This is a genomic window from Pontimicrobium sp. SW4 (assembly GCF_039954625.1).
In the GTDB taxonomy this organism is placed as follows: domain Bacteria; phylum Bacteroidota; class Bacteroidia; order Flavobacteriales; family Flavobacteriaceae; genus Pontimicrobium.
In genome coordinates, this window is the sequence record NZ_CP157199.1 from 1,153,309 (window position 1) to 1,167,024 (window position 13,716).

Consider the following 13,716-nt stretch of genomic DNA (forward strand, 5'->3'; position numbering starts at 1 on the left):
AAAAAGAATATTATGGAAACTCAAGTAGATGCAATAGAAAAAAAACAAGAAGGAACAAAAGTTAAAAAAATGCTTTTCATTTTATCAAAAGCAACCATAGAGAATGTTTATGCAGCTTTTGTTATGGCAAATGGTGCTAGGATGGAAGGAATAGATTCTGAAATATTTTTTACTTTCTTTGGTTTGGAGGCCATCCAAAAAAAGAAATTGGAACATTTAAAAGTAGCTACAGTTGGGAATCCTGCGATGCATATTCCAACAATGATAGGTGGTTTACCAGGAATGGAAGCCTTTGCTACAAAAATGATGAAAAAAGAAATGGAAAAATTAGATATGCCTCCAGTAGGTGAGTTTATTGAAATTTTATCAGATTCTGGATGTAAGCTCTGGGCTTGTAAATTAGCAGTTGATATGTTCCATTTAAAAGAAGAAGATCTTATAGACGAGTTAGATGGAATCCTTACCATTGGTGATTTTTATAATAGAGCCAATGAAGATGGTACCCAAATTTTATTCATCTAGTTAGTTTTTGATTGATAGTAAAGAAAAAGCCAGAACAAAATGAATGTTCTGGCTTTTTTAATTGAATTTTATTTATACTTATTTTTCAGCTCCCATATAAATGGAATTAAAAATCAACTTATAAGTACCTCTTGGTTGCCCTCTAAATTGAGGCCTAAAGCCAAATAATACAATATCACCACTTCCATGAGGAATATGCATCATAGCACTCTTATTTTTTAAATAACGCTCTTCTCCCATAGCCCAACCACTCATTAATAGATCTTTATCTGCATACGAAGTAACTTCAATTACATTTGCTTCTGGAGCGTCAGCTATATCTTCAGTACCACCTTCACCAGATTTACGTTGTTTTATGGCTTGAAAAGCACGACTTCTATTAAAAGAAGCGGCAACTTCATCTATCATTCCATAAGCCAAAGGATTTTTTGTATCTACTTTCATTCTAATTAAAGACCCAGGAATAAAGAAATTGCTTGATGATATATTTGATATTACATTACGTACTGGAAGTCCTAATTGCTCAATAGCTAAATCACTCGAAGAATCAAAGAACACAACGGTTCCACCAGATTTTGCGTATTGGTCAATTTTTGCCATTCCATCTAATCCAATTCCTCCTGTAAACTTTTTAGGCATCGAAGTTTCGCGATGGCCATGTAAGATCCCATTTGGGCTTTGAGAAGGAAATATAATAGCACTATACTGCGATAATTTACCATTTTTAATATCCTTATTGTGTAATGTGTCTATATCAAATTCAAACTGTTCTAGCATCCATCTAGTCCAACCTTCATCCATATTTGCTTGCCAAGATTTATAAAGACCAACTTTAATTTTATTTAACTCAATAATTTTAGAGTTGTCTATACTGTTTGCATCTTTAAAATCAATACCAAGTTCTTTACTTAGTTTTGAAAGATCCTTTTTTAAGTTTCTTTTACCTTTTACAACAAATGAGCCAGCTGAGAAATCATTATAATCTGCTTTTAATTTGCTAACACTATAACCAGTATTTTGTAATCTGTTTACGGCCAATGCACTTAAATTATCTTTATTTGAGAATATAAAACTTCCATTTCCACTAACGGTTCCTTCTTTATAACTAAGTTTAGATGTTATAAGTTCTGTTTTAGCACTAAAAGATTCGTTAACCTTATCAACAGTAACACCCATTTGCATAGGTAGTGTCCAACCCGCTAAATCGTAAGGAGGTTGTGGTGGTCCACCTGGATATAAAAATTGGTCTGGATAATCTTGTTTTTCCATCAAATCTGTTAGGTAAGGTCTAAAAGCTTGAGCTCCATAAAAAATTATTGAACCAGCTTCATATGATTTATCACCAACATAAAAAGAAGACGTCGCTTTATGCGCCTCAAGACCACCTTGCATTAAAATATTTGTTAGGTTAATAGATTCACTTGGATTCCATTGGTCTTTTGGGATAATGTATGCAAATACTTTTTCGGTATCCTCAATGGCATCTTTCCCCATATCATAGATATTATACAAAAACTCATCTTTCTTATCGGCAGCTAAGTCTAAGATCCCCATAGATGCAGTCAACATGTAATCTACAGCATCCCTAAAGTGTGATTCGCCACCTTCCCAAGGGTAAGGGTAAAATATTTCGGTACCATTAGATGGTTTTCCTCCAACATTTTTAGGTTTCTTTTTAGGATCATAAAACCGAGGTGTAGGAGTTGCATGAGCTACTTCGGTTAATATTCCTATTTGGTTATGGTAATATGGTGTTGTTCTCATTCCTCCATTCCAAAACATACTAAAAGCTGTTCCTGATATTACTCCAGGCATTTTTTTCATGGCAAATCTATTTGCCATAGCTGTACCTACAAGATTTACTCCTGTAGTTACTCCTGGATGAATATTTGGGTTTACGGGGCTTCTAAAAGGTGGTAAAAATATACGTGCCCATGATGGTGATGTTTGGTGGTGGTTATGAACAATTTGCGGATACCACTGATTGTATAATACGGTAGTCACTGCTTTGGTTTCTGGCATATTGCTCATAAACCAATCACGATTGTTATCATGACCTACATATTTTTGATAAAGTATAGGTGGACCAGTTGTTTCGTAAGGTGTTCCTAGGTTTTTTTTGTACCAATCTACCACAATATCTACACCATCAGGATTTATTACTGGAACCACAAGCGTAATAACATTATCTCTAATTTTTTTCATTTCTTCTGATTCTTCCGAAGCAATTCGCCACATAAGTTCTGAAGTCATTTGTGCATGAGCACGTTCAGTTGCGTGCATACCTCCATCAAACCATACAATGGCTTTTCCTTCATAAGATAGTTTTTTTGCCTCTTCGGGTGATATTCTTGCGCGAGATAGTTTTTCACTTATAGTTCGCCATTTTTCAAGAGATTGCATATTTTCTTCGCTTGAAATAAATAGGAGTTTCATTGGGCGTCCCATAACAGATTTTCCAATCTCAATCATTTGAACACGATCTGTAGATGCGGCTAGTTTTTCATAATACTCCAACATTTGGTCATAATCAGCTAGTTTGTAATCGGCTCCGACTTCAAATCCGAAAACGTCGGATGGTTTTGGAATTTGCGCATTTATAGATAAACTTGCTAAAAAGAAAATGCAAAATGTAAAACGGAATAATTTATTCATAGGGTTGGCTTAAAGTGGTTGTACTTTGCTTAAAGCATAAATTTAAAAATTATTTAGACTAATTACTGTTTATAATGAGTGGTTTAACATTAATACTTGAAATTCAAGTAAATTATTCTTTTAATAAAGTATTGGCTTGAGATATACTATTATTAATCATTTCTTTCATAATATTTACTTTTTCTTCTTCTTCTATCAACCATTCTCGTTTTTGTTCACTCAAAGTTTTACCTTCAAATATTTCATCTGAATCAAATCGTTCACCAAAACCTTTCATCCAATCCATCATATATTTGTAAGCTTCTTCTAAATCTTCTTTTGCAGTTTTACATTGCTGTCCTGTAGATGTACTATCAACTTTACGTTCTAGAGCACTAATAAGTTTACCTAAAGTCCCCATTTTTGGCATCACTTCGTCATGTACTGCAATAACTCGTTCCATTCGAGCTGCTTCTTCTGTATCTTTTTTATTATTTTTACAAGACAATGTGCTTACTATTAGTAGCACTAATAGGTATATAGTTTTTTTCATGTTTTGTTGTATTGTAGTTATGAAGTATTGTATGATAAAAGTAATACCTAATTACTTTAACTCAAACTAAATATTGATGATGATCAATCATTTTTTTTGATTATATACAAATGAATCTTTTGTTATAGAATCTTCATGGCAAATCTGGTTTACAACTTTCTGTTTTTTAATTAATGCTGAATGACCACTATTTTTTTAGATATGAATTTACAGATACTCTATGAGTAATAATACAAATCCCGTAAAAGAAAGATTATTTGTAAACTCAAATAGAAGCATTTACGGTTCCTCCAAAAAACTCCATTTGATTTTTTTGATTTTGTTTTGCTAATTCTTTTGTCTTAGACGAGAAGGCAACACTGTTCTAAAACCAAGATGTTCTAATCCTGTATCAAAGCTTGTTGCCATGCGTGCTGAAACTCTATAACTCGCACAGTAAGAATCATGGCATAAAAATGAACCTCCTCGAATTACTTTTTCCTTAGAATAAGAGTTATTCGGATTCCATGGTTTATTTGGTCCTGTGGGATTATTATTAGAGCTATTTTTGTCTAAAGACTTATAATAATTGTAATCATACCAGTCTTGAGTCCATTCCCAAACATTACCTGCCATGTCGTACAAACCATAATTATTTGGAGGGTATGATTTTACTGGAGCAGAACGTTCAAATCCATCTTCTTTTGTATTAGATGTTGGGAAAACACCTTGCCAGGTATTCGCATTATCACTCAAAAATTCAACATCATTTCCCCATGTAAAAATAGCATCTTTCAACCCACCTCTTGCAGCATATTCCCATTCGGCCTCTGTAGGAAGTCTTCGTCCCAACCATTTGCAATATGCAAGTGCATCGTCATATGATATATGCACTACAGGATAATTCTCTTTCCCTTTAATACTACTTCCTTTTCCTTCTGGATGCTTCCAATTAGCTCCTATTTTCCATTCCCACCATTGTGAATAGTCATTCAGATTTGCTATTTGCGAGTGCTTACAATGAAAAGACAAAGAACCGGCTTGTAACAAGGAGTCATGTGGTTTTGGCGTACCATATGGGAGCTGTTTTTTCATCTCCTCCCACTGTATTTTTTTCTCTGCCGTAGTCACATAACCTGTGGCATCTACAAATTGTTTAAATTGGGCATTCGTCACCTCGTGCTCATCCATATAAAAACCATCGATATCTACTTTATGTCGTGGTTCTTCATCTTTTCGAGCAAAATAATCTGAAGGGTTGGCTCCTCTGATGTAAGTCCCTGAAGGAATCCATACCATCCCAAGTGAAGGTTGCTTCTTTTGAAGTTTTAAATCCTTTCTCAAAGATTTTTCTTTACAGGAAATTAGAATGAAACACACACAACATATAACCATAGCTTTTTTAGTATATATGCATAATATCAATATGTGTTTCATGCCCTATTTGTAAATTAATCTGTATTCTTTTTGTGTAGATTCTTTTGATTATGATTTCTGTTTTTTCTCAAGAACCCTCTCTTGCTTTTCAATGGTCTTTTGTTTATCATGAAGTAACCCTTTTTCTATGAGCGGGATACGAAATCTCTCGGTGGCTGCATCTGTGTGCTCTTTGGCAAATATAGCCGCTGCCTTGGCTATAATTTCAGGATATTGTTCAGCTACATTATTACTTTCTTCAGGGTCTTCTTGTAAGTTGTAAAGTTCTAATGTGGGTTCTTTCTTTTTGCTTTTTAAATTTTGACGAATGACTTTCCAATCACCAATTCTAATGGCTACCTGACCACCATATTCGGGATATTCCCAAAATAAGAACTCGTGTTTTATCTGGTTTTGCTTTCCTAATAGTTCGGGTAAAAAACTTATACCGTCTGTACCTTTACGAATCTCATATCCAGTAAGTTCAGACAGTGTTGCCATCACGTCGTAATGAGCAGAAATATGATTAGTTTTAGTCCCAGCTTTGATATACCCTGGCCATGTTGCTATCATAGGTACGCGAATACCCCCTTCATAGACAAAACCTTTTGCTTTTCCGTAGGCTTCACCAAAAGGCCCTGAGCTGTTAAAGAAAGCACCGTCTGTCCCGCCAGTGTAAGTTACTCCATTGTCTGAGGTAAACATGATTAGCGTATTCTCATACAAGCCTTCCTTCTTCAAATAGTCGATAAGTTTGCCTACGTTTTCATCCAAATAGGAAATCATGGCGGCATAGCCAGCCCTTGGGTTTTGGTGAGGGTAATATCCTTTTTCGCCCAAATAGGGTTCTTCCTCCCCAAATTTGGCTTTGTAATAGTCTATCCATTTTTGTGGAGCTTGGATGGGATTGTGGGGGATGGGGGTGGCCCAATAGAAAAAGAAAGGATTTTTCTTGTTTTCTGAAATGAAGCCCATCATATTTTCAAACATCAAATCGGGCGTGTATTCATTCAAGGTGTAATCTGCATAACTTGCTGGGTCGTTGATATCTGCTCCTTTTTCTAACTTTTTTCTCGGGGCGATTGTGTCATTCTTTAAATGTACTTTTTTTTCATTTTCATACAAATGAACAGGATAATAGGTATGTGCTTGTCTTTGACAATTGTATCCATAAAAATAATCGAAGCCCATTTTTGTTGGAATAGATTGAGTATGAGGGGCTCCCAAACCCCACTTGCCAACCATACCTGTGGCATATCCTTTTTCCTTCAGTAGTTTCGGAAAAAGAATTGTCGATTCAGGAATTGGTCTTTGCCCTTCTAGTGTTGAGTCTTTAATGATAGCTTTGTAATTCCAAACGTCTCCTCTTTCATTCCATTCATCATTTCCTCTTATATACGAGTTTCCTGAGTGCTTACCTGTTAATAGCATATATCGTGCTGGTGCACAAACAGGGGCACTTGTGTAATGCTGAGTGAAAATCATACCGTCTTTGGCAAGGGCGTCAATATTTGGTGTTTCTATCTTTTCCTGACCATAAACACCCAATTCCCCATAACCTAAGTCATCGGCTAAAATGTAAATAATGTTTGGTTTTTGAGTAGTTGCATTTTGATCTGTTTTTTTTTGTTTACATGAATAAAGGCATATCCCAATAGCAACAAAACACAAAAATTGTAAAAAACGGTTCATATATTTATTGTAAATCAAATGGTTATTAATTATAAAAATACTCTTTATCTTGATATTCTCATTGAAAATCTGGGTTTAACTTATTTGGTATCGGAGCTTTTATTTTTGCTCGCCAATCTTCTAATTCTTTATATAAAATTTTTACTCTATTTGGATATTTCTCTACGAGGTTTTTACTTTCAAATAAGTCTTTTTCTAAATTATATAGCTCTATAGCATTATCTTCAAAATAGTGGTGTAACTTCCATTTTCCTTTTCTTATGACACTTCCTGGACGTATTCTAAATAAAGTATCTCTTGCCTGATCTTTTTTTGGATTAACACCCTGTAGGTAAATTGGAAAATGCCAAAACAAAGCTCTTTCTTCTAGTCTTTTGTTTTCTGAAAGTAATGATAATAATGAGACACCGTCCAATTGATAATCTTTATTATCTTTTATTATATCTGTTATCGTTGGAAATATATCTAACCCAGTAATCGGATCATCTATTGTTGAAGGTTTAATCTTTGTTCCCCATTTTACCATAAAAGGAACTCTTATACCTCCCTCGTAATAAGAGCCTTTACCAGCTCTTAGTGGAAATTGAGAAGATACATGAGCAAGCCCACCATTGTCTGATGTAAAGATTATAAGAGTATTTTCATCTAACTTTAAATCCTTTAAAGATTTAAGTAGCCTGCCTACATTCTCATCCATACTCTCTACCATGGCTCCAAACTTGGCATTGTAACGGATATTGCCGTTTACTTTATTTTCATACTTAGCGATTGTATGTATTTTACCTTGAAGCGGCGTATGTACTGTAAAATAAGGCAGATAAAGAAAAAAAGGGCTGGCTTTATTCGTCTCAATAAAGCGAATAGCTTCACTAGTAAGCCTATCTGTTAAATACTCTCCTTCTTCACCATTGGGTAATTTTTCATTTTTATAGGGGCTAAAATAGGACTTGGGGTGTCCTGCATCTGTCCCTCCTATGTTGAAATCAAATCCCTGAGATCTAGGGTCTTCTCCTATATGCCATTTTCCTATTGAGGTTGATACATATCCTCTTTCTTTTAATACTTCTGACAGTGTAATGAATTCATCTGCCAAAACTTTTGTGTTTGGAGTTGGAATTAATTTTCTGTTCTTGGATTTACCTCTTTCTGATGATCCTACAGTATAAATACCGTGCGTTGGTGTATTCTTGCCAGTTAATATAGAAGCTCTGCTTGGAGCGCAATTGGCTGCTGGAGCATAAGCAGTTGTAAATACTGCAGCTTCTTTTGATAATTTATCTAGATTAGGTGTTTCGTATACAGGGTTTCCCATAAAAGCAAGATCGCTCCAACCCAAGTCATCTACTAATATAAACACAATATTTGGTAGGTTTTCATTGTAAGAAGTAGTCGTGCTTTTTGAGGTACAGGCTACAGATAAAACGACGATAGACAACAGAATATATTCATGTTTTTTTAAGATATTCATTTAGCTAAATTTTTATCACTTTTCTTGTTGCTCTAAAGCTGTTTTGCTGTATTGTTTATAAAGATACTAATTTGAAATTCTACCACGACTATGTAGATTTATAAATCGATATTGATAATTTTTTCTTGATTACTTCTGGCCTTTACTTTCTTATATATCTTTTGAAACCCTGTTTCCGGTACTTCTATAAGTACTTTGTAGTGTCCTTTTTCAAACACCTTAGGTTTAAAAGTAGTAGGTATTCTAAGGGCATAAATCAAATTATTGTCTTTGTTATAAATTTTTAATACTGGAAGCTGCCTCCCTTTCACTCTAAATTCCGGTAACCATAGTTTACCTTCTTTTCCGTAATTATCCAATTGATGAATTGTTACTGGCCATCCCGGATACTGACTCTTTCGCATAGTTGGATCAACGAAACGAGGCCAACATTCTGTTTTGATAGTTCGGTTCACCTTATCAAAGGTTACCATACCATATCCATTAGCCCTGTTGTGAATAACCTCGGGTTCTTTGTGTATCTTATGAGGGTTGGCAACAGCATGTACGGTAATTTTATTACCAAAGCCATCTTCGTGGTCTCCTGTATAAGCAGGGTTTTCGTAAGTATGATTAGAAGTATCTACATTTGGCCAAAATCTTCTAGGCCAAATGTTGTTAAGAGCAGGTCCTGCAAAAGCATATCCCGAATCGCCATGATGTTCTATCCCATATTGAGAAAAAGAGCCTAAATGTTGGTCTCCTGCTATATGAAAAGTAAAGGCTTTCCGAATAATACTCACGGCTTTGTCTCTTTTTGTTTTGGGCCATCCATTAGAATCCATATCCACTGTTGGTTTGTCTCCTTTAATGTATTCTCCTTTTTCAGGAATATAAAGAGAAGGAATTACAGCTCCGGTTTTAGCTCCTTCAGGTAGGGTTGCTATTGTAGCAAAATTAGTTTGAGATAATACGGTTTTCATCACGATTCCCTTGCTCCACTTTTCTACCCATTGTTCTAAAAATTCTTCTTGTCTTTTGCCTAACAGATCTGCTTCAAGATGGGCATATTTTTTGATATCAAACTTGTCATTCAATATCCAACCATTGCTTACCTGAGCTTCTTCTGGAAGTATATGCTTTGGGGCTGATTTGAATTTTCTGTCCTCCAAAATGGCAAAGCTAACACCACCATAATCCCAATTGGTGTAATAAACACCAATGTTTTGTTTTACAGGGGTTGAATCATAGGGATCCGGCAAATGGCTTGTTTGTGTAAATTGCACCATGTTTACCCATTCGGCTGGCATCTTGTATCCCCCCGAATCTTGTGCAGAGGCTCCAAATCCATGATTAGTATCGGCTTTTTTACCTTCTTCTCCCCAAACGTTTCCATGATATACATCGTGGTCATCGGGGATGATAGCACAGGGTTTATGCCTGAACAATTCGCGATAAGACCATCCAAACATCATCCACTTACGCAGATAATCAAGGCACATTTTATCAAAATCACCTTTATACAAAGCTCCAAAACCTCCCGTTCCTTCATAGAACTGATCTCCCAAAAACAGAATCACATCGGGATCTAACTTCGTAACATTTTCAACGATGTCTGTGTCTGGAAAGCCATAATGGAAGTTACAACTGAAAACGCCTGCCTTCAATGATTTACTGCCTGTTGGTTCTTTGGCTATGGAACCTTCGTAAATGTATCTGTGAAGGCCATCCTTCAAGGGGATTTCAACAGTTACTCTATACGGTATAGCCTCATTATATTTCCATTCGTCAACAATAAAATTCACGGCTCTACCCGAGTGTGAAAGTGTTGTGGTTTTAAAGGTTTGCCATGTTCCTTCAATATTTAATTGCAAATGGACTTGATGCCCTTTTATAGCTTCAATGGGTGAAAGTTGTGCGGTTAACTTAAGCTTATTTTGATGCAAGGTATATTGTGCAAAATAGATGGGCCCATAAATTTGATTGGTCATCTCCATAGCTTCTTCTGCCTTTATTTTCCAATCAACAAAGGCAATGGAAGGGTTGCTCTTTATCTCTTTTGCATCTGCTAGGTTAGCCAATAAGGCAAAATTGCCTGCCAATTGTTCTGAGGAAATTATAATGTCCGATTGCTGAAAATAATCCTTGTCGCCTAGGTTAATTTCAATCGTTAAGTTGTATTTGTCGATTCCTTCTGGTTTCGCTTTGATATGAAGTGAAAATGAGTTTGGTAGTTGATTAAAACTGGTGTCAAAGATTTTTTCTCCTACGACTAATCTTCCTTTTGGGGTGAGACCTATATCTAGTCCGTTGCCAAATACTGCTGCCGATCTATAATCTTCAAAAGGGCCTTTGGCACCGAAGCGAAAACCAATGCAACCATCATTCAAATGATGGATTTCTCGATTAAGCAATTCAATGTCTACAGAGGCTTCAATATTTGAAGGGTTGGCATTTTTTTGAGTGGTAAGTAGGTGTAAGGTTCTGTTTTTGTCGGTGACATCACAAATTACCTTGCCATTCTTTATGAGCCAATCTTGAAGTCTGTTACCCCAATACTCTGGGCCAACCCACTTCATGTCAGGCCAGATATGCCAATCGCTCGAAAAATCTATGGTTTTTGTTGTCCATATTGCATCAAGGTTTTTTGTAAAGCCATATAGGTCTAACGTTGGTAATAACGAGCCTAATATGGAAGTTTTTATATAGGTTCTTCTATTCATTCTATTATTTTCATCAAACTATAAGATGTATCATTTTTCTACCTTTATATACAGCAGGCATGTAGGTGGTTAATAATCGACCTGTCATATATACTGAGGGTACATTTGTTTTTATTCATTATTCGTTATTTTTTTTACTTCCATCACTAAAAAACTCGGTTAAAGAGAGCTAGAATCACGCGTGCCAGATGAAAGCGAGCAGTGTAAATGAAGTGCCAAAAATCGTTTCATCTGAGTGTTAAAAATAGTAATTCTTTTATATTTTTTCTTCATAGGTTCTCCTTTAAGGTTTATTCTATGTGCAGAGTGTATCAATTTGTACTTGCAAGAAAAAGTCGGACAATATTTTAATAACCACAATTTAACAAATATAAAAACTGATTTTACTTACTTTTAGAAATTCACAGATCCTCTCAATAGGAAACTTCAACTTGTGACATTATATAAATTGATATTTTTCTTGTCTCTTTTAAATAAGATGCTCGCCGCCTTTCTTAATATTTATTTTCTAAAAGAACATCTTGTAATTCTTTCTTAAAGGCTATAATCTTTTATTCTCGGTAGGACAACTTCAAATTCCCTGTTCTGGAACTATATTATTCTTTTAAGAGATTATTAAAATTACCAAATACAGTTAATGCAGATCAAGATGTTATGGCTGAATATAAAAATGGTGTTTTAAAATTAAATCTTCACATTAAAGAAAAGTAAAAACATTTAATTAATAAAAACATGATTAAGAAATGACTTAATTATTTAAACTAATTACTGTTAAAGAATGACAAAATTTTATTTTGGAACCGAACCTAAAATGCAATGAGGAAACTCTTCTATACTTTTTATAAATAGTAAAAATAAAAACCCTCAAAAATTTTTAAGATATCAAGGGTTTTTGCGAAGGAATAGGCTCTGTTGATCTTTATTTTTTATCAGTAAATTAAGGAGTTTCACTTTTTTAAGTTGTCTTGGGGTAACTCATAGGGTAACCACTTTTTTTTTAAGTATCAACTGTTCTAATGTAAATAAGTGAAAACTATCTTAAAAGATAAAAATTATTGTTTAAAAATCCGCAGAAGTAACCAATATTAATCACCTTGTGTGGTAGGTGTTATTTTTTAATTATTAATTTCTTTAATTTTTCTTCCTTCATAATTATTTTTATTACCGAAAAAAGATTTGTTTTTACTTCTCTATATTCTTTTACAAAGTTATTAATTTCAACAATTAAACGACGATGTTCATTTTTATAATCTGCTTCTTCTTTTGGTTGATTTATACCATCAACCATAATCTTTAAATCGTTTTTATGGTTTTTTACATATTTAATGAATAAGTCTGTTTTTGTTTGTAGTTTACTTAATGTATCAATTATTTTTTTACTTTTCTTGAAATACTTTGAATCTATTAGTTGTAATGTATACGACTTGATTAGGTCATCAAAAAATAATTGTTCATCTTTCATGAATTCTAAGTCTGATAACCATTCAATTGAGTTTTTATACATTGTCTCTGCATTTAGCCACTCAACATACTTTGTATTAGTTTGTGTTGTTTTCATGATATTTGTTTAAAAAAGCAGAAAGCAATTTCAATAATTACTTTCTGCTTTTTAAATACTAAGCAATTTTCACTACTTTTTTTGTAGATAACTTTTTGGCTTCAGGTTTCTTTTCTAAGTTTATTTTTAGAATCCCATCTTTATAAGCCGCTTTTACATCTTGATTTAAATCAATTGATTCTGGTAAAGTTGAAGATCTTTTAAAAGATTTGTAGCTAAACTCTTTGCAAGTATAGTTTTCTTCTTCCTCTTCGGTTTTTTCACTTTTTTTCCCTTCAACATTTAGTACATTACCATCTATGGTAACTTCAAAATCCTTTTTATTAAAACCTGGTGCTGCAAATTCAATTTCAAAATTGTTTTTATGCTCCTTCACATTCATTGATGGCATAAGGCTATCATCTTCCATAAAATCACCATTAAAAACATCATCGAATTTAAAAAGGTTTTGAAATTCATCTAGACTAGATGGGAATAATCTGTTTTCCCAAGGAGACATTAATCTACTTCTAAACGGAGATAATAGTCTGTTTCTGTTTCTACGTTTTGCTAGTGTTGTCATGATATATTATTTTAGATTAAACATTAAATTTAATTTGTGATGCCAATTTAATACTGAAAGCAACTTTTTAAAATGATATAAATCAGTTTGATAGATAAAATGATGATGTGTTTTTAACAATGCATTCAAGTTTTATATCCATCTTCTAATGTTGAGGATTTTGCTTTTCAAGAATTTTGCTCACATATTTTATGAATAGAAACTATTATTTGATTGCGCTTTGTAAATAAGGAAGCATTTGTAATTTGAAGTTTGAATATTCTATAAGGAATGTATGGATTTTATTCTCCAATACATCATATTCTTTAATAAAATAATTATCACAAACTAAATCATCACATTCAATTTTTTTGGTAATTTGATTATTATGTGAGTTTATCTCAATTATGAGATTTGCTGTTGAGATTTCATGATCTGCTATAGTTTTTTTAAATCGCTCTAAGTATTCAAATAAATTGATAACATTTGACTTAAAAATTTGAGATTTTAGTAAATGCTTATAAAAAGAATATTCTGGTTTAAACGATTCAAGTGTTGTTTTATATTGAAGCATACTGTACTGTAGCTCTTCAATAGTTTTTTCGTTATTAAAACTTTTATAAATGTTTTGAGTTTCCATAGCTTATATTA

The 13,716-nt window shown here is 33.7% G+C and carries 11 protein-coding genes; 2 read left to right on the top strand and 9 right to left on the bottom strand.

What is annotated here, in order from left to right:
- The first annotated feature begins 12 nt into the window (after window positions 1-12).
- Window positions 13-522 carry a DsrE/DsrF/DrsH-like family protein gene (locus tag ABGB03_RS05525; RefSeq protein ID WP_347925527.1) on the top strand — a complete coding sequence of 170 codons (510 nt, stop codon included), beginning with the start codon at window positions 13-15 and terminating at the stop codon, window positions 520-522.
- A 78-nt stretch (window positions 523-600) separates the two neighbouring features.
- Here ABGB03_RS05525 and ABGB03_RS05530 read toward each other — a convergent pair whose 3' ends face one another.
- The 6 genes from ABGB03_RS05530 to ABGB03_RS05555 form a co-directional block, all read right to left on the bottom strand.
- A complete protein-coding gene (locus ABGB03_RS05530) occupies window positions 601-3,177 on the bottom strand; it encodes a M14 metallopeptidase family protein (RefSeq protein ID WP_347925529.1) in 2,577 nt (858 codons plus the stop codon).
- Window positions 3,178-3,289: 112 nt separating this feature from the next.
- A complete protein-coding gene (locus tag ABGB03_RS05535) occupies window positions 3,290-3,709 on the bottom strand; it encodes a hypothetical protein (RefSeq protein WP_347925531.1) in 420 nt (139 codons plus the stop codon).
- 327 nt (window positions 3,710-4,036) lie between these two features.
- Window positions 4,037-5,032, bottom strand: a complete 996-nt coding sequence (locus ABGB03_RS05540) for a formylglycine-generating enzyme family protein (protein ID WP_347925532.1) — start codon at window positions 5,030-5,032, stop codon at window positions 4,037-4,039.
- A 141-nt stretch (window positions 5,033-5,173) separates the two neighbouring features.
- Window positions 5,174-6,796: an arylsulfatase gene (locus ABGB03_RS05545; protein WP_347925534.1), complete on the bottom strand. Its 1,623-nt coding sequence runs from the start codon at window positions 6,794-6,796 to the stop codon at window positions 5,174-5,176.
- A 58-nt stretch (window positions 6,797-6,854) separates the two neighbouring features.
- The gene (locus ABGB03_RS05550) at window positions 6,855-8,264 is read right to left on the bottom strand and encodes a sulfatase (protein WP_347925536.1); all 1,410 of its coding nucleotides are present in this window, start codon (window positions 8,262-8,264) and stop codon (window positions 6,855-6,857) included.
- 98 nt (window positions 8,265-8,362) lie between these two features.
- Window positions 8,363-10,966: an alkaline phosphatase D family protein gene (locus tag ABGB03_RS05555; protein ID WP_347925538.1), complete on the bottom strand. Its 2,604-nt coding sequence runs from the start codon at window positions 10,964-10,966 to the stop codon at window positions 8,363-8,365.
- Window positions 10,967-11,551: 585 nt separating this feature from the next.
- On the opposite strand from ABGB03_RS05555, the gene ABGB03_RS05560 reads away from it, so the two are divergent.
- On the top strand, window positions 11,552-11,677 hold the full coding sequence (locus tag ABGB03_RS05560; protein WP_347926384.1) for an Hsp20/alpha crystallin family protein: 126 nt from the start codon (window positions 11,552-11,554) through the stop codon (window positions 11,675-11,677).
- Between the two features lie 397 nt (window positions 11,678-12,074).
- On the opposite strand, the gene ABGB03_RS05565 is transcribed toward ABGB03_RS05560, so the two are convergent.
- The 3 genes from ABGB03_RS05565 to ABGB03_RS05575 all read right to left on the bottom strand — a co-directional run bounded on the left by ABGB03_RS05565 (window position 12,075) and on the right by ABGB03_RS05575 (window position 13,705).
- On the bottom strand, window positions 12,075-12,524 hold the full coding sequence (locus ABGB03_RS05565) for a hypothetical protein (RefSeq protein WP_347925540.1): 450 nt from the start codon (window positions 12,522-12,524) through the stop codon (window positions 12,075-12,077).
- A 58-nt stretch (window positions 12,525-12,582) separates the two neighbouring features.
- Window positions 12,583-13,086 (bottom strand): Hsp20/alpha crystallin family protein, encoded by a 504-nt coding sequence (locus ABGB03_RS05570; RefSeq protein WP_347925541.1) that lies wholly within the window; start codon window positions 13,084-13,086, stop codon window positions 12,583-12,585.
- Window positions 13,087-13,291: 205 nt separating this feature from the next.
- Entirely contained in the window at window positions 13,292-13,705 is a 414-nt protein-coding gene (locus ABGB03_RS05575; protein ID WP_347925543.1) for a hypothetical protein, read from the bottom strand.
- Window positions 13,706-13,716 lie beyond the last annotated feature (11 nt).